27 protein-coding genes are annotated in these 24,428 nt (G+C 67.2%); 12 read left to right on the top strand and 15 right to left on the bottom strand.

What is annotated here, in order from left to right:
- Positions 1 to 43 precede the first annotated feature (43 nt).
- The 5 genes from V6K52_RS08130 to dapA all read right to left on the bottom strand — a co-directional run bounded on the left by V6K52_RS08130 (position 44) and on the right by dapA (position 6,139).
- Positions 44 to 820, bottom strand: a complete 777-nt coding sequence (locus V6K52_RS08130) for a succinate dehydrogenase/fumarate reductase iron-sulfur subunit (RefSeq protein ID WP_353953365.1) — start codon at positions 818 to 820, stop codon at positions 44 to 46.
- A complete protein-coding gene (locus V6K52_RS08125) occupies positions 817 to 2,628 on the bottom strand; it encodes a fumarate reductase/succinate dehydrogenase flavoprotein subunit (RefSeq protein WP_353953743.1) in 1,812 nt (603 codons plus the stop codon). Before V6K52_RS08125 ends, V6K52_RS08130 begins: the two co-directional genes overlap by 4 nt.
- A 53-nt stretch (positions 2,629 to 2,681) precedes the next feature.
- On the bottom strand, positions 2,682 to 3,479 hold the full coding sequence (locus V6K52_RS08120) for a hypothetical protein (protein WP_353953364.1): 798 nt from the start codon (positions 3,477 to 3,479) through the stop codon (positions 2,682 to 2,684).
- 90 nt (positions 3,480 to 3,569) lie between these two features.
- Positions 3,570 to 5,255: a ribonuclease J gene (locus V6K52_RS08115; protein WP_353953363.1), complete on the bottom strand. Its 1,686-nt coding sequence runs from the start codon at positions 5,253 to 5,255 to the stop codon at positions 3,570 to 3,572.
- Positions 5,252 to 6,139: a 4-hydroxy-tetrahydrodipicolinate synthase gene (dapA, locus tag V6K52_RS08110; protein ID WP_353953362.1), complete on the bottom strand. Its 888-nt coding sequence runs from the start codon at positions 6,137 to 6,139 to the stop codon at positions 5,252 to 5,254. Before dapA ends, V6K52_RS08115 begins: the two co-directional genes overlap by 4 nt.
- Positions 6,140 to 6,234: 95 nt before the next feature.
- Here dapA and V6K52_RS08105 point away from each other — a divergent pair, with 95 nt between their 5' ends.
- Both V6K52_RS08105 and V6K52_RS08100 read left to right on the top strand, forming a co-directional pair.
- Positions 6,235 to 7,026: a thymidylate synthase gene (locus tag V6K52_RS08105; protein ID WP_353953361.1), complete on the top strand. Its 792-nt coding sequence runs from the start codon at positions 6,235 to 6,237 to the stop codon at positions 7,024 to 7,026.
- 115 nt (positions 7,027 to 7,141) lie between these two features.
- Positions 7,142 to 7,606 (top strand): dihydrofolate reductase, encoded by a 465-nt coding sequence (locus V6K52_RS08100; RefSeq protein WP_353953360.1) that lies wholly within the window; start codon positions 7,142 to 7,144, stop codon positions 7,604 to 7,606.
- On the opposite strand, the gene V6K52_RS08095 is transcribed toward V6K52_RS08100, so the two are convergent.
- Positions 7,603 to 8,406, bottom strand: a complete 804-nt coding sequence (locus V6K52_RS08095; protein ID WP_353953359.1) for an FAD-binding oxidoreductase — start codon at positions 8,404 to 8,406, stop codon at positions 7,603 to 7,605. The genes V6K52_RS08100 and V6K52_RS08095 overlap by 4 nt on opposite strands.
- Before the next feature lie 41 nt (positions 8,407 to 8,447).
- On the opposite strand from V6K52_RS08095, the gene V6K52_RS08090 reads away from it, so the two are divergent.
- The 5 genes from V6K52_RS08090 to V6K52_RS08070 all read left to right on the top strand — a co-directional run bounded on the left by V6K52_RS08090 (position 8,448) and on the right by V6K52_RS08070 (position 12,085).
- The gene (locus tag V6K52_RS08090) at positions 8,448 to 9,176 is read left to right on the top strand and encodes an enoyl-CoA hydratase-related protein (RefSeq protein WP_353953358.1); all 729 of its coding nucleotides are present in this window, start codon (positions 8,448 to 8,450) and stop codon (positions 9,174 to 9,176) included.
- On the top strand, positions 9,173 to 9,823 hold the full coding sequence (locus V6K52_RS08085) for a GNAT family N-acetyltransferase (protein WP_353953357.1): 651 nt from the start codon (positions 9,173 to 9,175) through the stop codon (positions 9,821 to 9,823). Before V6K52_RS08090 ends, V6K52_RS08085 begins: the two co-directional genes overlap by 4 nt.
- The gene (locus V6K52_RS08080; RefSeq protein ID WP_353953356.1) at positions 9,820 to 10,587 is read left to right on the top strand and encodes an AzlC family ABC transporter permease; all 768 of its coding nucleotides are present in this window, start codon (positions 9,820 to 9,822) and stop codon (positions 10,585 to 10,587) included. The genes V6K52_RS08085 and V6K52_RS08080 overlap by 4 nt, the downstream gene beginning before the upstream one ends.
- Positions 10,584 to 10,898 (top strand): AzlD domain-containing protein, encoded by a 315-nt coding sequence (locus tag V6K52_RS08075; protein ID WP_353953355.1) that lies wholly within the window; start codon positions 10,584 to 10,586, stop codon positions 10,896 to 10,898. Before V6K52_RS08080 ends, V6K52_RS08075 begins: the two co-directional genes overlap by 4 nt.
- Before the next feature lie 200 nt (positions 10,899 to 11,098).
- Entirely contained in the window at positions 11,099 to 12,085 is a 987-nt protein-coding gene (locus tag V6K52_RS08070) for a hypothetical protein (RefSeq protein WP_353953354.1), read from the top strand.
- A 410-nt stretch (positions 12,086 to 12,495) separates the two neighbouring features.
- On the opposite strand, the gene dapB is transcribed toward V6K52_RS08070, so the two are convergent.
- Positions 12,496 to 13,242 carry a 4-hydroxy-tetrahydrodipicolinate reductase gene (gene dapB / locus V6K52_RS08065; RefSeq protein ID WP_353953353.1) on the bottom strand — a complete coding sequence of 249 codons (747 nt, stop codon included), beginning with the start codon at positions 13,240 to 13,242 and terminating at the stop codon, positions 12,496 to 12,498.
- Positions 13,243 to 13,264: 22 nt separating this feature from the next.
- Entirely contained in the window at positions 13,265 to 13,717 is a 453-nt protein-coding gene (locus V6K52_RS08060; protein WP_353953352.1) for a hypothetical protein, read from the bottom strand.
- A gap of 211 nt (positions 13,718 to 13,928) precedes the next feature.
- On the opposite strand from V6K52_RS08060, the gene V6K52_RS08055 reads away from it, so the two are divergent.
- The gene (locus tag V6K52_RS08055; protein ID WP_353953351.1) at positions 13,929 to 14,069 is read left to right on the top strand and encodes a hypothetical protein; all 141 of its coding nucleotides are present in this window, start codon (positions 13,929 to 13,931) and stop codon (positions 14,067 to 14,069) included.
- Between the two features lie 87 nt (positions 14,070 to 14,156).
- Here V6K52_RS08055 and V6K52_RS08050 read toward each other — a convergent pair whose 3' ends face one another.
- The 3 genes from V6K52_RS08050 to rpsO form a co-directional block, all read right to left on the bottom strand.
- Positions 14,157 to 15,011: a glycosyltransferase gene (locus V6K52_RS08050; protein ID WP_353953350.1), complete on the bottom strand. Its 855-nt coding sequence runs from the start codon at positions 15,009 to 15,011 to the stop codon at positions 14,157 to 14,159.
- A gap of 118 nt (positions 15,012 to 15,129) precedes the next feature.
- The gene (locus V6K52_RS08045) at positions 15,130 to 17,571 is read right to left on the bottom strand and encodes a polyribonucleotide nucleotidyltransferase (protein ID WP_353953349.1); all 2,442 of its coding nucleotides are present in this window, start codon (positions 17,569 to 17,571) and stop codon (positions 15,130 to 15,132) included.
- 155 nt (positions 17,572 to 17,726) lie between these two features.
- The gene (gene rpsO / locus V6K52_RS08040; protein WP_353953348.1) at positions 17,727 to 17,996 is read right to left on the bottom strand and encodes a 30S ribosomal protein S15; all 270 of its coding nucleotides are present in this window, start codon (positions 17,994 to 17,996) and stop codon (positions 17,727 to 17,729) included.
- Between the two features lie 173 nt (positions 17,997 to 18,169).
- On the opposite strand from rpsO, the gene V6K52_RS08035 reads away from it, so the two are divergent.
- Positions 18,170 to 19,624 carry a hypothetical protein gene (locus V6K52_RS08035; RefSeq protein ID WP_353953347.1) on the top strand — a complete coding sequence of 485 codons (1,455 nt, stop codon included), beginning with the start codon at positions 18,170 to 18,172 and terminating at the stop codon, positions 19,622 to 19,624.
- A gap of 27 nt (positions 19,625 to 19,651) precedes the next feature.
- Here V6K52_RS08035 and V6K52_RS08030 read toward each other — a convergent pair whose 3' ends face one another.
- On the bottom strand, positions 19,652 to 20,233 hold the full coding sequence (locus tag V6K52_RS08030; RefSeq protein WP_353953346.1) for a low molecular weight phosphatase family protein: 582 nt from the start codon (positions 20,231 to 20,233) through the stop codon (positions 19,652 to 19,654).
- A gap of 105 nt (positions 20,234 to 20,338) precedes the next feature.
- Between V6K52_RS08030 and V6K52_RS08025 the strand changes: the two genes are divergently transcribed.
- Positions 20,339 to 21,103, top strand: a complete 765-nt coding sequence (locus tag V6K52_RS08025; RefSeq protein WP_353953345.1) for a hypothetical protein — start codon at positions 20,339 to 20,341, stop codon at positions 21,101 to 21,103.
- Complete coding sequence (locus V6K52_RS08020) at positions 21,100 to 21,366, top strand: hypothetical protein (RefSeq protein ID WP_353953344.1); 267 nt, start codon at positions 21,100 to 21,102, stop codon at positions 21,364 to 21,366. The genes V6K52_RS08025 and V6K52_RS08020 overlap by 4 nt, the downstream gene beginning before the upstream one ends.
- A gap of 26 nt (positions 21,367 to 21,392) precedes the next feature.
- Here V6K52_RS08020 and V6K52_RS08015 read toward each other — a convergent pair whose 3' ends face one another.
- From V6K52_RS08015 to V6K52_RS08005, 3 genes are all read right to left on the bottom strand, one after another.
- Positions 21,393 to 22,070: a hypothetical protein gene (locus tag V6K52_RS08015; RefSeq protein WP_353953343.1), complete on the bottom strand. Its 678-nt coding sequence runs from the start codon at positions 22,068 to 22,070 to the stop codon at positions 21,393 to 21,395.
- Between the two features lie 137 nt (positions 22,071 to 22,207).
- Positions 22,208 to 22,495, bottom strand: a complete 288-nt coding sequence (locus V6K52_RS08010; RefSeq protein ID WP_353953342.1) for a PqqD family peptide modification chaperone — start codon at positions 22,493 to 22,495, stop codon at positions 22,208 to 22,210.
- Positions 22,492 to 23,367: a nucleotidyltransferase family protein gene (locus V6K52_RS08005; RefSeq protein WP_353953341.1), complete on the bottom strand. Its 876-nt coding sequence runs from the start codon at positions 23,365 to 23,367 to the stop codon at positions 22,492 to 22,494. The genes V6K52_RS08010 and V6K52_RS08005 overlap by 4 nt, the downstream gene beginning before the upstream one ends.
- A 102-nt stretch (positions 23,368 to 23,469) precedes the next feature.
- On the opposite strand from V6K52_RS08005, the gene V6K52_RS08000 reads away from it, so the two are divergent.
- On the top strand, positions 23,470 to 24,414 hold the full coding sequence (locus V6K52_RS08000; RefSeq protein ID WP_353953340.1) for an NAD-dependent epimerase/dehydratase family protein: 945 nt from the start codon (positions 23,470 to 23,472) through the stop codon (positions 24,412 to 24,414).
- The last annotated feature ends 14 nt before the right edge of the window (positions 24,415 to 24,428 follow it).

The raw sequence follows: 24,428 nt of genomic DNA, 5'->3' as shown, positions 1-24,428 counted from the left end.
TTCGTCGCAACGCACGCACACGCAAACGCGCGAATCCTGCTGGTCAGATTTCGGTGCGGCCGTCGTTGTCGCGGTTGCGGACGCCGATCTTGCTGCCCAGCCACACCAAGGGGTCGAACTTGCGGTCCGCGACGCGCTCCTTCATGGGGATGATCGCGTTGTCGGTGATCTTGATGCCTTCGGGGCACACCTCGGTGCAGCACTTGGTGATGTTGCACATGCCCAGTCCCGCCGCCTCCTGCGCGAGGGCCCTACGGTCGTGGGTGTCGAGCGGGTGCATGTCTAGCTCGGCGTACCGCAGGAAGAAGCGTGGTCCGGCGAACGCCTCCTTGTTGTCCTCGTGGTCGCGCACCACGTGGCAGGTGTTCTGGCACAGGAAGCACTCGATGCACTTGCGGAACTCCTGGCCGCGCTCCACGTCGATCTGCTGCATGCGGCGCTTGCCATCGGCGTCGCGCTCGGGTGGGGCGAAGGCTGGCAGCTCCTTGGCCTTCTCGTAGTTGTAGGAGACGTCGGTGACCAGGTCTCGGATCACCGGGAAGCTGCGCATCGGCGTGACCGTGATGACCTCGTCCTCCTCGAAGTCGGAGAGCCTGCACATGCACATGAGGCGCGGCTTGCCGTTGACCTCGGCGCTGCACGATCCGCACTTGCCGGCCTTGCAGTTCCAGCGCACCGCGAGGTCACCCGCCTGAGTCCCCTGCACGCGGTGAATCGCGTCGAGCACGACCTCGCCCTCGGAGACCTCGACGGGATAGTCCTTGATCTCCCCACCGGACCTGTCGCCGCGCCAGATCCTCAGCTTCAACGTGTAGCTCATGCGAAGTACCCCTTCAGCTCATCGGGCATCTCGGGCAACGGCTTCTCGTGGAGGTCAACGCCAGTGCCTTCAGCGTCGAGGTTGACCACGAGGTTCTTGGTCCCCCACTCCGCATTGGGCCCCGGGAAGTCGTCGCGGGTGTGGCCGCCGCGCGACTCCTCGCGAGCGAGCGCCGCCTTGGCGATGCACTCACTGACGATAAGCATGTTGCGCAGGTCGAGGGCCAGATGCCAGCCGGGGTTGTACTGCCGGTGCCCCTCGACGACCATCGTCTTCGCCCGCGCCTTGAACGCCTCGATCTCGCTGAGTGACTCCTCCAGCTCGGAGGCCGTGCGGATGATTCCCACAAGGTCGTTCATGGACTGCTGGAGGTCGGACTGGATCGTGTAGGGGTTCTCCCCACCCTCCACCTCGAACGGCGCCAGTGCACTCGTCTGGGCTGCCTTCACGTCGGCCTCGTCGACCTGGGGTCGTGTGTCGCCGAGCGAATTGGCGTATGCCGTCGCGGCCTCGCCCGCCCGCTTGCCGAAGACCAACAGGTCACCGAGCGAGTTGCCGCCGAGTCGGTTGGAGCCGTGCATCCCGCCCGAGCACTCACCCACGGCGTACAAACCGGTCACCTCGCTCTGTTGGGTGTCGGCGTCGACCTCGACGCCACCCATGACGTAGTGACACGTCGGGCCGATCTCCATCGGCTCGGCGGTGATGTCGACGTCGGCCAGCTCCTTGAACTGGTGATACATGGACGGGAGCCGCTTGCGGATGAACTCGGGCGCACGCCGCGAGGCGATGTCGAGATAGATGCCGCCGTGCGGTGTGCCTCGACCTGCCTTGATCTCGGAGTTGATGGCGCGCGCGACCTCGTCACGGGGCAGCAGCTCGGGCGGTCTCCGGTTGTTCTTCTTGTCGTCGTACCAACGATCGGCCTCCTCGATCGTGTCTGCCGTCTCGTCCTTGAAGAAGTCCGGGATGTAGTCGAACATGAACCTCTCGCCTTCGGAATTCTTCAGGATCCCGCCGTCACCGCGGACCGACTCGGTCACGAGCAAGCCCTTCACCGAGGGCGGCCAGACCATGCCCGTGGGGTGGAACTGCACGAACTCCATGTTGATCAGGCTGGCGCCGGCCCGCATGGCCAGCGCATGGCCGTCGCCGGTGTACTCCCAGGAGTTGGAGGTCACCTTGAAGGATTTGCCGATGCCTCCGGTGGCGAGGATGACGCTGGGGGTGTCGAAGACGATGAAGCGGCCGGACTCGCGCCAGTAGGCGAAGGCGCCCGCGATCTTGCCGTCGGCCTTGAAGAGGTCGGTGACCGTGCACTCCATGAAGACGTCGATGCCGAGGGCCACCGCGCGCTGCTGCAGTGTGCGGATCATCTCGAGTCCGGTGCGGTCACCGACGTGAGCGAGGCGGGCGTACTTGTGGCCGCCGAAGTCACGCTGGCTGATCAGCCCGTCCTCGGTGCGGTCGAACAGCGCACCCCAGTCCTCGAGCTCCATCACCCGCTCGGGCGCCTCCTGGGCGTGCAACTGGGCCATCCGCCAGTTGTTCAGCATCTTGCCTCCGCGCATGGTGTCGCGAAAGTGCACCTCCCAGTTGTCCTCGGGGTAGGCATTGCCCATCGACGCGGCGATGCCGCCCTCGGCCATCACGGTGTGGGCCTTGCCGAGCAGCGACTTGCAGACGACCGCGACCCGGGCGCCGGAGTCGTGGGCTGCGATCGCTGCGCGCAGCCCGGCACCGCCGGCGCCCACCACCACGACGTCGTAGCTGTGGCGCTCCATGCCGCCCCGGGCGTCGCCGGACATCGCATTGCCGGTCATCGGGTGCCGACCCTCACCGGGCGCGGAGGTCTCAGTCATCAGAAGAACCTCACGTCGTCGATCACGCCTGCCGCCAGCAACCAGATGTAGAGGTCGACCAGGGCCACGGAGAACAGGGACACCCACGCATAGCGGGCATGGTTGACGTTCAGTTTCGAGACCCAGGTCCAGAGCTTGTAGCGCACTGGGTGCTTCGAGAAGTGCCGCAGCCGGCCACCCACGGTGTGCCGACACGAGTGACACGACAGCGTGTAGAGCCAGATGAAGGCGACGTTGATCATCATCAGCACCGTGCCGAGACCCATGTGCCCCCACTCGTGCTCGGCGTTGCGGAAGGCCAGCACCACATCGAAGGTCAGGACGATGGCGACGAGCACGGCCGCGTACCAGAACCAGCGGTGGAGGTTCTGCAGGATCAGCGGGAAGCGCGTTTCACCGGAGTAGGCCTTGTGCGGCTCGGCCACGGCGCAGGCCGGTGGCGAGAGCCAGAACGCCCGGTAGTAGGCCTTGCGGTAGTAGTAGCAGGTCATCCGGAAGCCCAGCGGGAAGATCAGGATGATCAGCGCCGCGGACAACGGGAACGCTTTGAAGGGCTGCCCGAAGTCCGATGCCCCTTCGACACAGTCGCCCAGACAGGGCGAGTAGAAGGGCGACAGGTAGGGCGAGGCGTAGTAGTCCCGCCCCATGAACGCCCGGACCGTCGCGTAGACCACGAAGGCCGCGAACACCACGAAAGTCACCAGGGGCGACAACCACCAGCGGTCCTCGCGAAGGGTGCGGGCCTCGATTCCGGCCCGCGTCGGTCCTCGTACGCCGGTCAGCTCCGGAGTCGCCACCGCCACACCTCCTTGTGTTGGCTACACCTTGGTAGAAAAGCCAGCACATGGGAAGAGCACCACGCGGGTCGCTCAGCGGCAGCCGCAGCCTCAGGTCTCGATGACGACGGGAATGATCATCGGGCGACGGCGGATCTTGCGGCCGACCCAGCCACCGACCGAGCGCCGCATGACCTGCTCGAGCTGATAGCTGTCGTTCATGCCCTGGGCGGTGGCGTCGTCGAGCGCCTTGACCAGACTCGGCATGACGTCGTCGAAGACCATGTCTCCCTCGACGAAGCCGCGGGCCGCGATCTCCGGACCGGCGACGATCTTGCCGGTGGTCGAGTCCATGACGACGATGACGGAGATGAACCCCTCGTCGCGCAGGATCCGACGGTCCTTGAGCAGGCCCTCATCAGCCTCACCAACCGACGAGCCATCGACATAGACATAGCCACAGGGCACAGCACCCGCAACCCGCACCCTGCCGTCGATGAGGTCGACGACCACACCGTCCTCGACCACGACGACACCCTTGGGGTGCACACCGGTTGCAAGGGCCAGGTCCGCGTTGGCGCGCAGGTGGCGCCACTCTCCGTGGACCGGCATGACGTTGCGGGGCTTGACGATGTTGTAGCAGTAGAGGAGCTCACCAGCACTGGCGTGGCCCGAGACGTGCACCTTGGCGTTGCCCTTGTGCACGACGTCGGCGCCGAGCCGCATGAGCCCGTTGATGACGCGATAGACGGCGTTCTCGTTGCCGGGGATGAGCGAGGAGGCCATGAGGACGGTGTCACCGTCACCGACCTCGATCTGGTGGTCGCGGTTGGCCATGCGCGACAGGGCCGCCATGGGCTCGCCCTGCGAGCCGGTGCAGATGAGCGTCACCTTGTTGTCGGGCAGGTTCCCGAGCTTCTTGAAGTCGATCAGGATGCCGTCGGGGACGTGGAGGTATCCGAGGTCTGCGGCGATCCCCATGTTGCGGACCATCGAGCGGCCGACCATGGCGACCTTGCGACCCGACTTCTCGGCGGCATTGAGGACCTGCTGGACGCGGTGCACGTGCGAGGAGAAGCAGGCCACGATGACGCGCCTCTGGGCGTCACGGAACACGCGGTCGATCGCCGGCGCGATGTCCTTCTCGGGTGTGGTGAAACCCGGGACCTCGGCGTTGGTCGAGTCCGTCATGAACAGGTCGACGCCCTCCTCCCCCAACCGCGCGAAGGCGCGCAGGTCGGTGAGGCGTCCGTCGAGGGGCAGCTGGTCCATCTTGAAGTCGCCGGTGTGCAGGATCGTCCCGCCCGAGGTCCGCACGAAGACGGCGAGCGCGTCGGGGATGGAGTGGTTGACGGCGACGAACTCGCAGTCGAAGACTCCGAAGGTCTCGCGGCCACCCTCCTTCACGGCCAGCGTGTAGGGCTTGATCCGGTGTTCCTTGAGCTTGGCCTCGATGAGGGCCAGGGTCAGGTTGGAGCCCACGAGCGGGAGGTCGGGCTTGAGGCGCAGCAGGAACGGCACGGCGCCGATGTGGTCCTCGTGACCGTGGGTCAGGACGATCGCCTGGACGTCGTGGAGCCGGTCGGCGATGTAGCTGAAGTCCGGGAGGATCAGGTCGATGCCGGGGTGGTGGTCGTCCGGGAAGAGGACGCCGCAGTCGATGATGAGCAGCTGGCCCTGGTGCTCGATGACGGCCATGTTGCGGCCGACCTCACCGAGACCGCCGAGAGCGACGACGCGGACACCCCCGTCTGCGAGGGGTTGGGGCAGGGAGAGCTCGGGGTGCGGGTGGCTCAACGCAGACCTGCCTGCGCGAGACCCTTGCGGAGGATCTCGAGATGCTCCGGTGGCGACTCGACCAGCGGCAACCTCACGAAGGCCGACTCGATGACACCCAACTCGACGAGCGCGGCCTTGACCATGATGGCGCCCTGCGAGGTCGACATGATCGCGTCGACGGCCGGGATGAGTCGGCGGTGGATGTCTCGAGCGGTGGCGAGGTCCCCGGCGTCGACGGCGGCGAGCATCGCGGCATACTCCTTGCCCGCGACGTGACCCACGACGCTGACCGTGCCGACCGCTCCCAGCGCGAGCAGGCCGAGGGTGTCCTCATCGGCGCCGGAGAACCAGAGCAGGTCGGTGCTCGCCAGGACCTTCGTCGCCGCCCAGGGCTGCCCCTTGGCGTCCTTGACGGCCACGATCTGCGGGTGCTCCGCGAGCGCGACCAGGGTCTCGGTCTCGAAGGGTGTGGCGGTGCGTGCCGGGATGTCGTAGATCATGATCGGCAGCTCGGTCGAGTCGGCAACCGCGCGGCAGTGCGCCAACAGTCCGGCCTGCGGCGGCTTGTTGTAGTAAGGCGACACGAGGAGCAGGGCGTCGGCTCCGACCTCAGTAGCGCGCGACGACATGTGGATGCTGTGCGCGGTGTCGTTGGACCCGATGCCAGCCGTGACGGCTGCACGCTCCCCCGCGATCTCCTTGGCGAGGCGGATGATGTCGATGCTCTCGTCGTCGGTGAGTGTCGAAGACTCCCCCGTCGTTCCGTTGACGACGATGCCGTCGTGACCGTTGGCAATGAGGTGCTCGACGACCGCTCGAACGCCCTGCTCGTCCACGGATCCGTCGGATTTCATTGGTGTGACCATGGCCGTGATGACCCGGCCGAAGGGGTTCGTCGTCATGACCCTCAGGGTAGTCGTTGCGATCCGGACGTCGTCCCGGCGTCGTCCCTGCGTCGGCTCAGCTTCGTCGGTGGTCGCGACTACGCTCTGGAACCATGCGCCAGTACCTCGATCTCCTCGACCGAATCCTCGACGAGGGCGTTGACAAGTCCGACCGCACCGGGACCGGCACGCGCTCGGTCTTCGGGCACCAGATGCGCTTCGACCTCGCAGAGGGGTTCCCGGTCGTCACGACCAAGAAGGTCCACCTCAAGTCGATCATCGGCGAGCTCCTCTGGTTCCTGCGTGGTGACACCAACGTGCGCTGGCTGCAGGAGCGCGGCATCTCGATCTGGGACGAGTGGGCCGACGAGCTCGGCGACCTCGGCCCGGTCTACGGCCACCAGTGGCGGTCCTGGCCCACACCCGACGGACGGCAGGTCGACCAGATCGCCAAGGTGATCGAGGGCATCCGCACCAACCCGGACAGCCGCCGGCACATCGTCAGCGCGTGGAACGTCGCCGACGTCGACGACATGGCGCTGCCGCCGTGCCACGCCCTCTTCCAGTTCTATGTGAGCAACGGCAAGCTGTCGTGCCAGCTCTACCAACGCTCGGCCGACGTCTTCCTCGGTGTGCCGTTCAACATCGCGTCCTACGCCCTGCTCACGATGATGGTCGCGCAGCTCACCGACCTCGAGCCGGGCGAGTTCGTCCACACGCTCGGCGACGCGCACCTCTACTCCAACCACCTCGAGCAGGCCCGGCTCCAGCTGACCCGTGAGCCGCGACCGCTGCCGACGATGCGCATCACGCCCAAGGGGGCGATCGACGACTACGACCTCGACGACTTCGAACTGGTCGGCTACGACCCGCACCCGGGCATCAAGGCTCAGATCGCGGTCTGAGACCGGACCAACAACGATCCGGTATGCCGGCCCACGCAGAGCGTGGGACCCGCGCTCACCCGCGAGCGTGCGGCATACCCGCCGCTGTGGTTCCGACGGCAATAGGGTGAGCGGCATGACCCAGGTGACGCTCATCGCAGCGGTTGGACGCAACGGCGTCATCGGCGCCGACAACGACATGCCGTGGCACCTGCCCGAGGACTTCGCGTTCTTCAAGCGGACGACCATGGGGCACGCGATGGTCATGGGGCGCAAGACCTTCGACTCGATCGGGCGGGTCCTGCCCGGCCGTCGGACGATCGTCATCACCCGCCAGCAGGACTGGCACCACGCCGATGTCGAGACGGTGCACTCGCTCGACGACGCGCTCGGTGTGGCCGGGCCGGCGGACGAGGTGTTCGTCTGTGGCGGTGGTGACGTCTATGCACAGGCGATGCCGTTTGCTCACCGGCTGCTCATCACCGAGGTCGACCAGGAGCCTGATGGTGACGTGCGCTTCCCGGCGATCGACCCGGCCCAGTGGCACGAGACGGCTCGTGAGGAGCGCGACGGCTTCGCCTGGGTGACCTACGAGCGCTAGGGCTTCTTGAGCGGGTCGACTGGCCCGGTTGAGGTGAACCGCTCGCGGTGGATGTGCTCGACCCCGACGCCCGAGCCGGCCAGCCAGGCCTCGACATCGGCGATGAGGCCCTCGGGTCCACACAACCACCAGTCGTCGACGTCTGCGGGTCCACCGACGTCGTCGAGAACGGCGCGGATGACCAACGGGTCGATGCGGCCGTGGCGCACGCCATCGACAGCCTCACGACTCATCACGTGCTCGACGCGCAGGCGCCCACCGGAGGCCGCCTCGAGGTCTGCCACCTCGCGGCCAAGGACAGTCGACGCACGAGTGCGGTTGGCGATGATGAGGTCGAACGTCGACTCCGAGTGCTGCTCCAGCGCGGCAGCGGTGATCGCAAGCACCGGAGTGATCCCGGAGCCACCGACGACGCCGACGTGGTGCCGAGGCCCCGCAGCCTCGTCGAGGGTGAACTCCCCCAGCGGTGGGAGCACCCCCATGACCTCGCCGACCTCCACCTCGGACGCGAGCCACGGCGACATGCGCCCACCCTGCACGGCAGCAGCTGCCACGCGGATGATGCCCTCGCGACGAGCACGGCTCGGCGGCACCCAGATCGAATACGACTGGCGCACGTCCTCACCACCCACGAGAGCACGCAACGTGACGTACTGCCCGGCGCGATAGTCGAGGAAGGCCGGCATCTCGCTCACGTCGAACCCGATCGACACCGCATGCTCCGCGACGGGATCGACCTCGGCCACGGCGAGGGGGCGGAAGACCGGATGCGGCTTCGAGGGACGACGGAGCAGGGACACGCCTCCATCCTCACAAACGACTCCCCGTTAGGCTCGACCGCGTGGCGATTCACTCACGCACCTCCGACCGGGTCACCGTCCTCACGATCGACCGGACGGAACGACGCAATGCTCTCAACCATGACGCCCTCGAGGAGCTGGACGACGCCATCGCGGCGGCGGTCGAGTCCTCAAGGGCCCTCGTCATCACCGGCGAGGGTGGGCACTTCTGCGCAGGTGCCGACCTGACCGAGCTCGAGGACGTGGGCTTCACCGACCGTCTCGCCGAGGTGCTCGCGCGCCTCGCGCAGGCGCCGATCACGACGGTCGCTGCCATCTCCGGGTCGTGCATGGGACTGGGTATGCAGCTCGCTGTCTCCTGTGACCTCCGGGTCGTCACCGATGACGCTCGCTTCGCCGTCCCGGTCGCCAAGTTGGGTCTCATGGTCAACCACTGGACTCTCGAGCGGGTGACCCGCTTCTGGGGGGAGGGCGCGGCCCGTCACATGGTCCTCACCGGCACGGTCCTCACGGCCGACGATGCCTGGCGTCTCGGGTTCTCGCAGGTGCGTGGCGACCTCGATGCCGCCCTCGAGCTGGCCGCCAGGGCGGCCGACCTCGCGCCCATGACGCAGGCCGGGTCCAAGCTCGGCTTCGACGCCCACGGCGGTGACCATGCCGAGGTCGCACGCTATGAAGCAGCGTTCGCCGAGGCCTGGTCCAGCGATGACCTCACCGAGGGACGCTCAGCCTTCCGCGAGCGACGCACGCCACAGTTCCAGGGCCGATGAGCCACGACCACGGCGACGGAGCCGACCACGCCCACGCCATGGGCCCGACGGCCGATGCGAGCGTCCGCACGGCCAAGCCCACCGATGCCCCCGCCGTCGGAGTCGTCCAGGCCGCGGTCTGGACGCAGGCGTTTGCCGGCCGTCTGCCCGAGGAGGTCGTCGCCCTTTTCGAGGCGCCCGCCTTCGCAAAGGCCTGGCGCCAGTCGCTCGAGAGCCCGCCGGAGGGTGTGCACCGACTGCTGGTCGCGCGCGCCGGTGAGCAGGTCGTCGGCTTCGCCGCGATCGGTCCGAGCCAGGACCCCGACACCGGCCAGGCCTGCGGCGAGGTCACCGCGATCGGCGTGCACCCCGGCGCCCGCCGGATGGGTCACGGATCCCGGTTGCTCAACGCCTGCGTCGACACCTTGCGTGGCTTCGGCGCCGAAGACCTCGCCACCTGGGTCCTCGCCGACGACGAGTCCACCCGCGCCTTCCTCGTCGACTCCGGCCTCGGACCTGACGGCGCCTACCGCGACCGAGTCGTCTCGCCCGACGGGGACACCCTGCGCGAGGTTCGCCTCGTCGCCTCGCTCGCCCTCGAGGACTCGGATGTCGATGGCACCGAGCCCGAGGGGACGGAGCCCGAAGGGACGGAGACGGCGGAGTGACGACGTCGGCGGCCGACCCGGGAGGTGAGGACGTCGCGCGAGACGAGCACGCGGCATACCCTCCGCTTGACAGCGAATGCCGCAAAGCCATTGTGCGACAGTCGCTTTCGGTCGGCATCGCGACCGGCGCCTACGGCATCAGCTTCGGTGCGCTCGGTGTCGCATCCGGCCTGAGCACCCTCCAGACGGTGGCCCTGTCGATCCTGCTCTTCAGTGGCGGATCGCAGTTTGCCGTTGTCGGCATCCTCGGGGCTGGCGGCACCGGGTCGGCAGCGATCGCGACCTCGACGCTGCTCGGTGTGCGCAACGGGCTCTATGCCCTGCAGACCTCACGGATCCTCGAGGTCCACGGGTTGCGGCGGTTGCTTTCTGCCCACGTGACGATCGACGAGTCGACCGCTGTGGCTGTGGGACAGGAGGACCGGCGCGCCGGGCGGCTCGGGTTCTGGGTGACGGGCATTGCCGTCTTCGTCTTCTGGAACCTCATGACTTTGGTCGGGGCGCTGGTCGGCAACGCCCTCGGCGAACCCCAGCGATGGGGGCTCGACGCTGCGGCCGCTGCCGCCTTCACGGCGTTGCTCTGGCCGCGTCTGCGCAGTCGTGATGCGGCGGCGACGATGGTGCTGGCTGTCGCGATCGCCCTGCTCACCTCCCCCGTGCTGCCCGTCGGTGTGCCGGTCATCCTCACCGTTCTCGCTGCTGTGGTCATCGGGCTCAGCGGCGGGGGCCGGCACGAAAAGGTCGCGCCCGAGGACGTGCCATGAGCTCCTGGACGATCGTGCTGCTCGCATCCGGGCTGGCCTATGCGACCAAGCTCGCGGGCTACCTCGTGCCGGAGTCCTGGGTCGAGGGACCCAAGCGCAGTCGGGTGCTGACGCTGCTCCCCGTCGCACTGTTGGCAGGGCTCGTGGCGATCCAGACGTTCGGTGGTGACGGCGGCTCGTTGCACGTCGACGCCCGACTGGCGGCCGTCGGCACCGCGATCGTGCTGCTGCTCCTGCGCGCGAACTTCCTCGTCGTCGTCATCGGAGCCGCGGCCGTGGCGGCCGGCCTGAGGGCCCTCGGCTGGGGCTGAACATGGACCGCTCCCGCGCGTGCCCCGCGTGGCCGAGATCGTCTGACCGCAGGCCGCTTCTGGCCCGGCCGGGCCTGGTCTTAAAACCAATGTCCAATAGCGCTCAGTTCGCAGCGCAGGCAGGGTGGCTCGTGCACGGGGGCCCGCCCACACGAAGGAGCACCATGTCCTCAAGAACGAACTTGGTCCGGGCGGGGTTGGTGACGATCACACTCGTGGCCGCCGCCCTATTCACCGCTGCAGGCCCCGCCCAGGCCGCGTCATCCAAGGGCTGCGAGAACGGCGGCTTCCGGTTGGTCAACTTGGCAACCGGTGCCACAGTCGCCAGTGCGGGTGAGGACCAGATCGTCACCACGATCCCGGCAACGCGGTTGGGCGCCACCTTCGCGGTGCGTGGTCGCTACGCCCAGTTCAACGTCCGCGCCTCCGACTTCGCCGTCCTCAGCCAGGCGTTCACGGGTGCACCCAACGAGCTCGACATCACGGGCGGCCGGTTCACACCGGTGTTCGCGAGCAAGGTCCCCAACCACCGTGGCCTGGCGCTGAGCAGTTCCATCTCTGTCGAGCTCGACGAGGAAGTGCTCTCGCTGCAGCGCACCGGCACCGGACTTTCGATGAAGATCCAGGCCAAGGACTGCGCACAGGGCGGAATCTTCCAGATGGAGCCCGAACGGTCGGATGGCACGAGGACTCGCATCACGCACACACTGGCCCAGTCCACGACGGCCAGGCTGACGCCGTTCTACTTCGACAACCCGAACTTCCGGGCACGCACAGGCCAGTTCCTCGGTTCGGGTTGCACCAGCGTGCAGACAGGACCCCCCGGGCAGTTCTGTGTGCAGGTCAGCCCGCGGATCAACATTGCCAACGACCTGTCGCCGCGCTTCGTCGCCAGGGACAGCGCCCAGGTGGCGACCCGTGTGCCTCAGGCCGCATGCAACACAGCCACCCCCACGACTCCGAGCATCCGGCACTGCGGCGGGATGTCGGTGTGGGACGTAGCCAGCGGCGGACGGATGGGCTTCGTCACCGGTGAAGACGCCACAGAGGTGGCCAACCCGCCTACAGACTGCGTCAGCAACTGTCAGGCGCAGAACCAGGTACGCGGTCGCCTCGCCAATCTGGGACACCCCTTCCCAGTACCGGCCGGAAGCCGACTCGTACCGCGGTTGGCTGCCATCCCCTGAGCCGCCAGTCGCGTCTGGCCCGTTTCCCCGTCATGGGCGAGCGGGCCAGACACCTGTGCGCGTGCATTCACTCGGGCACCTGCTTCGCTCCACCTGAAGGCCCCTGGTCCCGGACCGGTGCGCAACTGCCGTGGTGGTCCTCGACCGCGACCCCGACCACACAGGACTCCCGACTCTCGCGCTACCGAGATGCCACCGAGGTCACGGGCGTGGTCGGTTCGCTCGTGGGGGCCTCGTGAAGGCCAGGCGGGTGAGCATCCTTGCCGCGGTTGTGTAGCTGCCCGCCCGTTGGATCACGTCGGGCTGGGCAGGTGTCGCAGAACGTCGACGCCTATGAGGAGCAGATCCGACCAAAGGCCCTGACCTGCCGGAATGGCAATCAGGGCACCCGAATCGCGAGGGTCGGAACCTCAGGCGAGACCGAGGTAGTGCTCGAGCCCGACCGTGAGCCCAGGGTGCTCGTCGACTTTGCGGACAGCCGCGATGACGCCGGGCATGAACGACACCCGGTCGAACGAGTCGTGGCGGATCGTCAGCATCTCGCCGGTCTGCCCGAAGAGGACTTCTTGGTGAGCAACAAGTCCCCGCAAGCGAACTGAGTGCACGGGTATGCCGTGTGCCCGCGCTCCGCGCGCCCCATCAGGATCGCTGGTGGTCGCGTCGGGAACGTCGGCCAGACCAGCCTGCTCGCGGGCGGCGCCGATGAGCTCCGCAGTGCGGGCCGCGGTACCGGAAGGGGCATCCACCTTGTCGGGGTGGTGCAGCTCGATGATCTCCGCAGACTCGTAGAACTCGGCAGCCTTCTGCGCGAAAGCCATCATGAGCACTGCGCCGATGGCGAAGTTGGGAGCGATGAGGACTCCGACCTCGGGGTGCTGCTCGAGGCGAGTGCTGAGGTCGGCGCGCTTGTCGTCGCTCCACCCGGTCGTGCCGACGACGACATGGATGCCGTTGTCGACGCAGTGGGCGACGTTCTTGGACGAGGCGTCAGGGACCGAGAACTCGACGACGACGTCGGCTCCGGCCAGGTCACCGAGTTCGTCGCCCATGTCGAAGCGGCCCACCAATTCGAGGTCATCGGTCGCGTCGACTGCGCGACACACCTCCGAACCCATTCGCCCGGATGCGCCGATGACCGAAACCTTGGTGAGACTCACCCCTGAACTCTAGTGGCGGCCCTCAACCGTTCGATCGACCGGCGTCCGCGGCCCTGGCGAAATTCAGGTACTGCGGCAGCACCATGCCGAGCACGGCGACGGGACCCGCAGCAAACAGTGCCAGCGGCACCGCAACCCAAGGAACCCAGCCACCGCTGGCGGCCACGAGCGCGACCCCCGTGGCGATCAGAGGCAGCAGGCGCGCCACCCACACCGCAGTCGTGATCCGGGCCGGATCCGACCTGGTGCCCACCCAGAGCACGAGCGCCACGACACCTGCCATGACAGCGATGGCGCCGCCGAGGACGAACGCCTGGCTGTGGTTCCCCGGCGCACCCGACGCCACGCTCGCCATCCAGAAGAGGAAAACGGCGATCACCAGTTCAAGGACCGCGACTCCAGCGATGAGCGTGGCCGGGCTGATCCGAAACTTCCCGCGCTGTGGTTCTTGTGGCAGTTGTTCCTCGTGCGCCATGGCGCCTTTCCCCCTGTCAGTGGACTAGCGGTCCGAGCATGCCATGGGGTCAGTGGGGTGCCCGAATCATCGGCAAGTGGGCTTCTCAGTCGGCGAGTCGTTCACCTTCTGTTCACCTTTCGTGTACCTTTGGGTGAACAGAAGGTGAACGACCACCGGGGTTCCCCCCGACAGTGTCGACACCACAGCAGGTCCTCGAGAGGAGTCACCCATGAAAAAGGTTGCCACGACCGTCACGGGTCCGGCCTGCCTGACGATGCGTTGGGTCCCGGTCACCAAGGATGGTCGCACCCAGATGGAGATGCGCTGGAGCGCACCCGCAACGGTTCGCCGCATGCCCCAGGTCGCCTGACCCATCCCACTGCACCCTGAACTGCCCCCGCCAAGAATTCGGCGGGGGCAGTTCTGTGGGTGAGACTCCTGTCCTGGGTGACGGCGCCTACGTCGGGCGGTGAGTCCCCCAGATCGTCGCGAGCCTCAGCAGGTCGGCGGCGACGTCCTCGCGGTAGGCGTTGTAGAACGGGTCGAAGGGAGTGCGCATGTGGTAGGCCCGGAGGGAATCGGCCTGCACCGACACCAGCGTCCCGCTCGCTCGCGAGAAGAAGTCACGGTGGTCGACCATGCGCAATCGCTCGTCCCACCGCACCCGCTGGATGGACGCGGTGCGCGCAAGGTAGAGCTGCGGAGTCTTGGGCACCACGGGCAGCCCGTCGATGAGCATCCCGAACGGGACCTTGGGCGCGGCCGCCCCGGGGAACAGAGCATCCATACCGGCTGCGACAGCGCGCCAACGCGGCAGGTCCACGCGAGTGAGCGCCACGAGATCAACGTCGGGGTGGTCGTCGAGGAAATTCATCGCGGCCACGATGTCGCTCGCCGCTGTGAAGACGATGTCGTCGTCGGTCACGAAGACGAGCTCGGTCTCCACGGCGTCCAGAGCCGCGTTGCGTCCCACCGGCACCCCGCTGTTGAACGGCATCGGAATGATGTCGATGCCGGCGCCGAGGTCGCGCACCGGTGTCCGTGAGTCATCGGCGACGACGATCCGACCGTCGAAGACGGTGCGGGCACTGGCGAGGCAACGAAGCAGCACACCGGGTCGCTCGAAGGTCTTGACGGTCATCGTGACCCGACGAGCCACCTCTGCTCGTTCCGCAATGGTCAGCCGACCGAACTGCGCTCGGTCGAGCCTGCGCACGACCGCGACCTGCGCCCGCTCGGCGCTCCGATAGGCAACCCGCAGCGGACCGCCGAAGCGCCCCCGCATCCTGCGCTTGACCTGCTGAGTGTCCACGAGCCTCGTCCCTTCGACCCTGCCGACGCCCATCATGACGCAACCACAAAGCGACGGGGCGGCAAACCGAAAAGGTATGCCGCCCCGTCGCCGTACGTGCGTACGTTCCTGACTCAGGTCACGCGTCGCCGAAAGCGTCGCCCGCGTCCGAGCGCTGACCGCGCCCGCGACCGCCACGACGACGGCTGCGCTGACGGCGCTCGCCACCCTCGGTGTCGGACTCAGCCGAGTCGGTCGCCTCGGAAGCGTCGTCACCCTCGGTGGCGACGTCCTTGGTGGGAGCATCGTCATCGGGGGCGTCGTCCGCCGGAGCGTCGTTCGCGTCAGAAGCCGCAGAGTCGTCGTCGGCGAGGACCGCACCGAGCGAGAGCTTGCCGCGCGGGTCGATCTCCTTGAGCTCGACCTGCACCTTCTGGCCCACGGCGAGGACGTCCTCGACTGCGTCGATCCGCTTGCCGCCGACGAGCTTGCGCACCTCGGAGATGTGGAGCAGACCGTCCTTGCCGGGCAGCAGGGAGATGAACGCACCGAAGGTGGTCGTCTTGACGACCGTCCCGAGGAAGCGCTCACCGAGCTCGGGCATCTGCGGGTTCGCGATGGCGTTGATCGCCGCGCGAGCCGCCTCGGCCGACGGACCGTCGGTGGCACCGATGTAGATGGTGCCGTCGTCCTCGATCGAGATCTGGGCGCCGGTGTCGTCCTGGATCTGGTTGATCATCTTGCCCTTCGGGCCGATGACCTCACCGATCTTGTCAACGGGGACCTGCACCGAGATGACGCGAGGAGCGAAGGGGCTCATCTCGTCGGGCACGTCGATGGCCTCGTTCATGACGTCGAGGATGTGCAGACGGGCCTCACGGGCCTGGGTCAGCGCACCACCGAGCACGTCGGCGGGGATGCCGTCGAGCTTGGTGTCGAGCTGGATGGCCGTGACGAACTCGCGCGTGCCGGCGACCTTGAAGTCCATGTCGCCGAACGCGTCCTCGGCGCCGAGGATGTCGGTGAGGGCGGCATACTCCGTCTTGCCGTCAACCTCGGCGGTGACCAGACCCATCGCGATGCCCGCGACCGGAGCGCGCAACGGCACACCGGCGTTGAGCATGGACAGGGTGGAGGCGCAGACCGAGCCCATGGACGTCGAGCCGTTGGAGCTGAGCGCCTCGGACACCTGACGGATCGCGTAGGGGAACTCCTCGCGGGTGGGCAGGACCGGCATGAGCGCACGCTCTGCGAGCGCTCCGTGGCCGATCTCGCGACGCTTCGGCGACCCGACCCGACCGGTCTCACCGGTGGAGTAGGGCGGGAAGTTGTAGTTGTGCATGTAGCGCTTGCGCGTCACCGGCGACAGGGTGTCGAGCTGCTGCTCCATGCGGAGCATGTTGAGCGTCGTGACACCCATGATCTGGGTCTCGCCACGCTCGAAGATCGCGGAGCCGTGCACACGCGGCAGGACCTCGACCTCGGCGCTGAGCGCGCGGATGTCGGCGAGGCCACGGCCGTCGATGCGGACCTTGTCGGTGATGATCCGCTCACGGATGAGCTTCTTCTGCACGGCGCGATAGGCCGCCGAGACCTCCTTCTCGCGTCCGGCGAAGTCACCGGCGTTGCCCTCGGACGACTCGGGGTTGAAGTCACCCACGAGCTTCAGGTGCAGCGCCGACTTGATCTCGTCGAGGCGGTCCTCACGCTCGGACTTGCCGGCGATCTGGAGTGCAGCGGCAGCGTCGGAGGAAGCGGCAGCGTCGACTGCGGCATACACGTCGTCTTCGTAGTCGAGGAAGACGGGGAATTCCTGGACGGGCTTCGCGGCCTTGGTGGCCAGCTCGGCCTGCGCCTCGCAGAGGACCTTGATGAAGCCCTTGGCGGCCTCGAGGCCCTGCGCGACGACGTCCTCGGTGGGAGCGGTCTTGCCCTCGTTCTTGACGAGGTTCCAGGTCTGCTCGGTGGCCTCGGCCTCGACCATCATGATTGCCACGTCATCACCGGCAACGCGACCAGCCACGACCATGTCGAAGGTCGAGCGCTCGATGTCGGAGAACTGCGGGAAGGCGACCCACTGGTCGTCGATGAGCGAGACGCGCACCGCACCGATCGGGCCCGAGAACGGCAGACCGGAGATCTGGGTGGAGGCGGACGCCGCGTTGATCGCGAGGACGTCGTACTGGACGTCCGGGTTGAGCGCGAGCACCGAGATGACGACCTGGACCTCGTTGCGCAGACCCTTCTTGAAGGTCGGGCGCAGGGGGCGGTCGATGAGACGGCAGGTGAGGATGGCCTCGGTGGAGGGACGGCCCTCCCGACGGAAGAACGAACCGGGGATCTTGCCCGCGGCATACATGCGCTCTTCGACGTCGACGGTCAGCGGGAAGAAGTCAAAGCCTTCGCGCGGGTGCTTCCCAGCGGTGGTGGTGGAGAGGAGCATCGTGTCCTCATCCAGATAGGCGGCGACTGCGCCACCGGCCTGCTTGGCCAGGCGTCCGGTCTCGAACCGGACAGTGCGGGTGCCGTGTGAGCCGTTGTCGATGGTGGCTTCGGCGAATGTGATCTCAGGACCCTCCATGAAGGTCCTCCTTTTCTTGAGTGTCTACTGTCCGCGTGCATCGTCGTTGTGCACGGGCGTACTTTCTCGTTGGTCTTCTCCGTTGTGGAGTTGTCCAACACATCCGAAAAGAGCGGCTCTCCAAGTGGAGAGCCGCTCCGACGGAAATCGTGGGGTCAGCGTCGCAGGCCGAGGCGCTTGATCAGCGAGCGGTAACGCTCGATGTCGATCGTCTCCAGGTAGCGAAGCAGACGGCGGCGACGGCCGACCATCAGGAGGAGGCCGCGGCGGCTGTGGTGGTCGTGCTTGTGCTCACGGGAGTGCTCGGTGAGGTCGAGGATGCGCTGGGTGAGTAGCGCGATCTGGACCTCGGGCGAACCGGTGTCACCCTCGACCGTGGCGTACTCGGTCATGATCTTCTGCTTGACGTCTGCGTCCAAAGGCATGGGCGAGGAGACTCCTTCTGAGGTGGTTGCGCGGCGCTTCCGGGCTGGTTCACCGGGGCACTCTGAATCCGCGGCCGGTTGTGACGGCGAGACAAGATTAGCAGCGGGCGTGTCCCACCCCTAATCCTCAACCCTGCTCGCTGGGGCGGCGCGGTCCACTACAGTCCGGCACCATGCAGCAGACCGAGGTTAACGGCGTTCCCACATTCTGGGAGCAGGGACCAGAACCGTTCAGCGCCACCCTGATCTTCTTCGCTGGTGATCGTCATGAGACCTTCCGCAGCCGGGGCGTGGCGCACCTTGTCGAGCACCTCGTCATGTCGACACTCCCCCGCGACCACCTCGACAAGAACGCCTCCGTCGACGTCGACGCCATGCGCTTCTATGCGACCGGCCCGCGTGACGAGGTGGTCGCCTTCCTCCACGGCGTATGCCGAGCGCTCACCTCTTTGCCCCTCGATCGCCTCGATCGCGAACTTAAGGTCCTTGCGGCCGAGGACGGCAGCTCGTGCGAACCGCACCTTGGCTGGGCCATGGCCGTGCGATCGGGACCTGTCGGACCAGGCCTGCTCGGCGAGCTCCAGCGGGAGGGGCGCGCACCGAACGCAGAGCATGTGGTCGAGTTTGCGCGCACCCACTGCGTGGCAGCCAACGCGGTGCTGGTGCTTTCAGGTCCCGTGCCGGACGGGCTGCACCTCGACCTGCTTGAAGGGACGCGCGCAGCGGACACCGCGTGGCGCCCCTCGCCGTTCGAGACGCCTGCCCTGATCGCCGGACAGATCCCTGTCGTGGCCTTGTCCTACCTTCAGCCGCGCCTCTACGAAGCACTCACCATGACTCACATTCTTGTCCAACGCATCGAGGACCAGGCTCGCCACAACCTCGGGTTGACCTACGAGGTCAGCGACGACGGTAGCGGGCTCACCTCCGACCTCGGCCTGGTGAGCATCGCGACCGACGGCGCGAAGGAGGACAGTGACGAGATCGTTCATGTCGTGTGGTCCGCGCTGACGGACCTCGCGACGCACGGGCCTGGTGAGGAGGAGCTCGCTCACGAGAAGGCGGGCTTTACGGCATTCCTTTCAGACCCGCGGGCGACGATGGCCGTCCTCGATGTCGAAGCCATCCGATTCCTGCGCGAGGGGCGCGTCCGCGATCGCCATGAGCTGCGCGATGCCTACAACGCCGTGACGGCCGACCAGGTGCGCGACTGGGCTCGGGCTGCACAGGAGAGCGCGGTCATCGGTGTACCCGAGCTGCCGAAGAACCCGCTGCGAGGCATCGCGGACCGCACGGACTGGGAGTTCCCCAGCCGTGAACCGGTCCCCGGGCAACTCTTCAAGCGTCGACTGACCGCAGTCGTGCCGCCGCGCGATCTCGCGGTGCACGCGAGCCCCGAGGGCATCACCGTGACTGCCGATGGGACGACGATCGGAGGCTCGTGGCCCGAGGTCGTCGGCGTGGCTCGGGCGCAAGGTTTCCGCTTCCTCCACTTCGCTGACGGGGCGAGCGGGCCGCTGTGGGCCAAGCACCTCAAGGACGGCGACAGACTCCTGTCGATCATCGACGAGCGCACCAGTGACGTTGCCTGGGAGACGACGGTCGAGGCCGCCCTCGACATCGAATAGTGCGTCGGGGTCGCTGGCCACCGATGGTCAGCGTGGAGCGGAGCGAACTGAGGTGCCGGCCAGTCCCGGCACGATGACGGCGAGCGCCCCGTCGATCTCATCGGAACAGGCCTTGGCGGCGGCGGCGCCCCGTTTGTAGGGGTCCACGACGTCCCACGCCATGCTGTCGGGGCGAGTGACGGTGAGAGCTGCGTCCAAGGCCTCGAGCCCTCCGGCCGAAGGGGGCATCCGCTCGAAGGCGTCGGCGAGCTGGTGCAGGCCGAAGACCTTGGCGGCGTGCTCCGGCCAGATCTCGGCGATGCGCAGCCGATGCGCGAGTTCAACGGTGACGACGACGTCTGCGTCGGCGAGGATACCGACCGAGACCGAGCGACTCACGTGGCCATTGGGCTCGATACCCCGCCTCGAGAGCTGGGCGGCCATCTGCGGGTCCATGCCGCGACCGGGAAAACCTGGCACCCCGGCGCTCGCGAAGCGCACATTGGGCTCGGTGGCGCCGGTGAAGAAATGAGCAGCCCGTCGCTCGGCGTAGGGAGAACGAGAGATGTTGGCCGTGCAGACGAAGAGCACGCGCAACGGCTCGTCGGCTCGCTTGGCTCTGACTCTCACTCGCTCAGGCTAATCGCGCAGACCCCCACGCCTTGGCAAACGGCTGGATAGGGTGCGGTCAGACGAGCGCGCACCCAGGCGTTGCACGGACAGGAGGCATGGCCCGTGAGCGAAGTGCTCCGGCTGCACGGACTCGGTGCCGTCGTCGAGGTGCGATGCACGGGTTCAGCCGCCGCCGAGCTCGCGGCGGCAATGCGCACTGCCTGGTCGCGTTGCCGGGTTGCGCCGGCCATCTCCCCCGTGCGGGCCGAGCCGCTGGAGGTGCAGCTCGAGGACGTCGCGATGTTGCCGTATCGACTCATGACCACCACGCAGGCGGTGACCCGCGCCCTCATCTTCGCGCGGGCTGGCGGCCTCCTCATGTTCCATGCCGGCGCGGTGAGTGACCCCAGGACCGGTCGAAGCGTGGTCTTCGTTGCCAAGGGGGGCACAGGCAAAACGACTCTGAGCGCACTGCTCGGACAGCGGCTGGGCTACCTGACGGATGAGACTGTGGGTATTGATGAGTCCGGTGTCATCTGTCCGTACCCGAAACCGCTCTCGATCCGTCGCACGTCGGATGTAAGCATCAAGGACGAGGTCTCCCCGGACGATCTCGGCCTGTTGGCCACGCCCGAACGAGCACATGTGGGACGCGTGGTGTTTCTGGATCGACAGCCTCTCGTCGATGGGGTCGAGCTTGAGGAGCTGTTGATCCTGGACGCCGTCGTCGGGCTGGCCGAGCAGTCCTCGTCGTTGCCGCGGCTCACGCGACCGTTGCACCGCATTGCGGGGCTCATCGACAGGACAGGACCTGTGATCCGTGTGCGATACAGCGAGGCAGCTGAGGCGCAAGAGGTCCTGAAAGATCTATGCCGGGGTCCGTTATGATCGTTCAGCGAAATGAGGCAACTGACACACTGACGCGCCACGGACGGACGGCCCTGCTCCTCGACAACGGCACCGTGGTGCTGCTGAATGAGCTCAGCGCCGCGATCTATGCGCTCTCCCGGGAGCCGATCGATGTCTACGCGCTGGTGTCCCCACTCGAAGAGGAGTTCGGCGCACCCGAGGGGCGCTCAACGATCAACGCGACGCAGGATGCCGTGGCGGAATTGATCCACCACGGCATCCTGCGTCCCACGGCTGGATGAGCCGCCGGCTAGAGCATCGCGAGAGATCAGGGCCCTGTCTCGCTGGTGTCGCCGCCAGGCGCGCAATCGGTACCACACGGCGGGGTCGAGGCGAAGGCGATCGGGATCCTGAGCCATCCTTCACCCGCTGGGTTCGCCGGGGGGACGGGGACGTAGGGGTGGTCGCGGTCGGCACCGATCACCGGGGTGTGACCATAAGCGATGTAGACCGAACCTGCTCCGGAGATGTTGGAACTGTTGCCGTTCACCCCCGCGTTGATGATGATCTGGATGGTCTGGCCCGGCAGGATCGGCTCGGCCGGCTGCAGCGGCACGCCGATGGCGCCACCCACGAACTTGCGCGCCGTCTCGTAGGAGAAGTTCTTCGCCGGGTTAGAGACCAAGGAAAAGAGGGGGTTGAGACGATCGGCCGGGTTGGCGCTGTCCGGGTTGTCGACATTGTTGATGGTCGGGTAGATGTAGATGGTTTCAGCTGTCGGGTTCGTGATGCTGAACGTGAAGGTGTAGCCCTTGATGAAGCCGAAGTCGTTTCTGCAACTGGCGCCAGGCTGCTTGCAGGCATCGATGAAGACGCCGGTGGGTCCGCCACCAGACGATGCATACGCCGGCGTCGCCACCACGAGGGGCACTGCGGGAATCGCCCAAGCCGCTCCCTTGGCGATGGTGCGACGCGAAATACGCCGGTCCTCGCGCTGCTCAGTCATTGGACTCTCCCCTTGCATAGATTTATTCGGATTCGGTGCCCAAGGTATCAGCGGGCGAAGAGGGCATGAGAAGGAATCGAGGACTCCAAGGGACCGTATTTTCGGCCTTTGACCAGCACCAAGGGGCTACGGATCGCCTAGTCACCGACGCGTTCGAGCAGCCCTCTGCCCACGAGGTCGGCGAGGAAGATCTCGACCTCAGCCTCGACCTCAGCCTCGACCTCGGCGCGATCAGCACTGACGACGTCGAGCACTGCCGACCCCACATCGGACTCGCCGTCAGCTGCAAGCACCCAGATGATCGCCGAGGTGTCGTGCAGCACGACGGGCAGTCCGTCGGGTAGCTCCATGAGGAAGACCTGCGGGGCCTCGGAATCGTCCGGGATGACGAAGGCCAGGCGTGCGGGCACCTTGTAGCTGGTCATCGCCTGCGCCGCTCGGACGCCACGGAGCGGAGGAAGCCGGCCAGTTCCCGGCCCCCACTGCGGGCACTGGCGACATAGGCGGTGGCCACCTCACGCGTCGTGGGGGCGCGTCCGAGGCTGGTTTGCATACGATGGCGGTTGGGCACGATGAGGCGGATCGCGGTCCTCACAGCTGCGCGCTTCGTGGGCGCCGACCTGACCCTGGCCGCCCAGATCTTGGCACGTGACCGCTCCCCCGTGGACAGCACCCGCCACAGCTCATGGCCGGGCTGACCGACGAACTCGTCCAGCCGGCCCGTGCCGGCGGCCAGTGCGACGCCGGCACCGATGTTGGCGGCCAGGGCGATCACCGCCTCGCGTTCGTCGGGGGTGCTGCTGGTCCAGCTGCGCTCGATGTCAGCGTGGGGGAGCCTGCCCCCTCGGGCGGCATGCACGATGAGGACGAGACGCTGCGCGGTCACCGAAGGGACCGCACACGGCATACCGGCAAGGTCTGTGACGTGCCGATCATTCCAGAGCCGGTCGAAGGCCGCGGCCGGGTCACCGTCCATGCCGGGGAACCGGCGGTGCACGTCGACAGGTGCGAGGAACGGGTGGACCAGGGTCGACGCGTGCTCGAAGGCCGAGCCATCCTCGAAGAGGAACTGAGTCGTCCACCCGTGACTGTGCATCGCCGCGATGAGGCGGTCGACGTGCGTGGGTCGGACCAGGACGTCCGCATCGATGCTCTGCCTCGTGCCCCCGCCGAGGGTGTCGTCGACGGCAGGTCCCTTGATGTGGAGGAGGTCCACGTCGTGGTCATCAGCAAGCGCCTGAAGAGCCGCGTGGGAGAAGCGAATCCCCACTGACCAAGGCATCGTCGCGGCATGCACAGCCCGACCCTACCCAGTCACGGATACCCCTGTCCGCCCGGTGGTAGCGTGCGGAAAACGGGTGCAACTGCGTGCGCCACCGCCTCAACATGGGGGATACACGTGAAGGTCGTGGTGACCGGCGGGGCCGGGTTCATCGGATCCAACCTCGGGCGCGAGTTGCTCGGCCGGCCCGAGATCGACCAGGTCGTCGCGATCGACAACCTGTCGACCGGTTCCCGAGCCAACCTCGAGGGCACCGGCATCACCTTGCTCGAGGGGACGATCCTCGATCCTGCTGCCCTTGACGAGGCCTGCGCTGGTGCCAGCGCCATCGTGCACCTCGGCGCGCTCCCCTCGGTCCCGCGCTCCGTCATCGACCCGCTCGCCTCGCATCACGCGAATGCCACCGGCACCCTCGAAGTGCTGCAGGCGGCTCGCCGGGCGGGCGACCTGCACGTCATCTCGGCGTCATCGTCCTCGGTCTACGGCGCCAACCGTGAGCTCCCCAAGCGCGAGAGCATGCGCACCGCACCGATCTCTCCGTATGCCGTGAGCAAGCAGGCGACCGAGGCCTACACGTTGTCGTTCGGCCACACCTACGGCATGCCGACCCTCGCCTTCCGCTTCTTCAATGTCTACGGACCGCTTCAGGCCGCCGGCCATGCGTACGCCGCAGTCCTGCCTGCGTTCATCGACGCGGCGTTGCGCGGGGTTCCCCTCACCGTCCACGGCGACGGTGAGCAGACCCGCGACTTCACCTTTGTCGGCACCGTGACGCGAGTGATCGCCGACGCGGTCGTCCGCAAGGTCAGCGACCTCGAAGCCATCAACCTCGCGTTCGGCAGCCGGACGTCGCTCAACGTCGTGGTCGACGAACTCGCCGACATCCTCGGCGAGCGCCCTGCCGTGGAACACGTCGAGACCCGGGCCGGAGACGTCCGCGACTCCCAGGCCGACAACTCGCGTCTGCGGGGGCACTTCCCTGATGTCGCCCCGGTCCCACTGCGCGAAGGCCTGCAGGCGACCGTTGACTGGTTCCGCACGCTGCCCGACTACCGCGCCTGAGTTCGGCGGCCGAC

It is taken from the genome of Knoellia sp. S7-12 (assembly GCF_040518285.1).
GTDB lineage: Bacteria > Actinomycetota > Actinomycetes > Actinomycetales > Dermatophilaceae > Knoellia.
Note: the sequence above shows the minus strand (reverse complement) of the source record. Positions and strands in the feature narration are given on the sequence as shown.

Excerpts from the sequence above, each read along its gene's own strand:
- rpsO (WP_353953348.1), bottom strand. The coding sequence starts at position 17,996 with ATGCCTTTGGACGCAGACGTCAAGCAGAAGATCATGACCGAGTACGCC.
- V6K52_RS08015 (WP_353953343.1), bottom strand. The coding sequence starts at position 22,070 with ATGACTGAGCAGCGCGAGGACCGGCGTATTTCGCGTCGCACCATCGCC.
- V6K52_RS08010 (WP_353953342.1), bottom strand. The coding sequence starts at position 22,495 with ATGACCAGCTACAAGGTGCCCGCACGCCTGGCCTTCGTCATCCCGGAC.
- V6K52_RS08075 (WP_353953355.1), top strand. The coding sequence starts at position 10,584 with ATGAGCTCCTGGACGATCGTGCTGCTCGCATCCGGGCTGGCCTATGCG.
- V6K52_RS08130 (WP_353953365.1), bottom strand. The coding sequence starts at position 820 with ATGAGCTACACGTTGAAGCTGAGGATCTGGCGCGGCGACAGGTCCGGT.
- V6K52_RS08055 (WP_353953351.1), top strand. The coding sequence starts at position 13,929 with ATGAAAAAGGTTGCCACGACCGTCACGGGTCCGGCCTGCCTGACGATG.
- V6K52_RS08045 (WP_353953349.1), bottom strand. The coding sequence starts at position 17,571 with ATGGAGGGTCCTGAGATCACATTCGCCGAAGCCACCATCGACAACGGC.
- V6K52_RS08100 (WP_353953360.1), top strand. The coding sequence starts at position 7,142 with ATGACCCAGGTGACGCTCATCGCAGCGGTTGGACGCAACGGCGTCATC.
- V6K52_RS08085 (WP_353953357.1), top strand. The coding sequence starts at position 9,173 with ATGAGCCACGACCACGGCGACGGAGCCGACCACGCCCACGCCATGGGC.
- V6K52_RS08060 (WP_353953352.1), bottom strand. The coding sequence starts at position 13,717 with ATGGCGCACGAGGAACAACTGCCACAAGAACCACAGCGCGGGAAGTTT.
- V6K52_RS08035 (WP_353953347.1), top strand. The coding sequence starts at position 18,170 with ATGCAGCAGACCGAGGTTAACGGCGTTCCCACATTCTGGGAGCAGGGA.
- V6K52_RS08020 (WP_353953344.1), top strand. The coding sequence starts at position 21,100 with ATGATCGTTCAGCGAAATGAGGCAACTGACACACTGACGCGCCACGGA.
- dapA (WP_353953362.1), bottom strand. The coding sequence starts at position 6,139 with ATGACGACGAACCCCTTCGGCCGGGTCATCACGGCCATGGTCACACCA.
- V6K52_RS08105 (WP_353953361.1), top strand. The coding sequence starts at position 6,235 with ATGCGCCAGTACCTCGATCTCCTCGACCGAATCCTCGACGAGGGCGTT.
- V6K52_RS08125 (WP_353953743.1), bottom strand. The coding sequence starts at position 2,628 with ATGTCCGGCGACGCCCGGGGCGGCATGGAGCGCCACAGCTACGACGTC.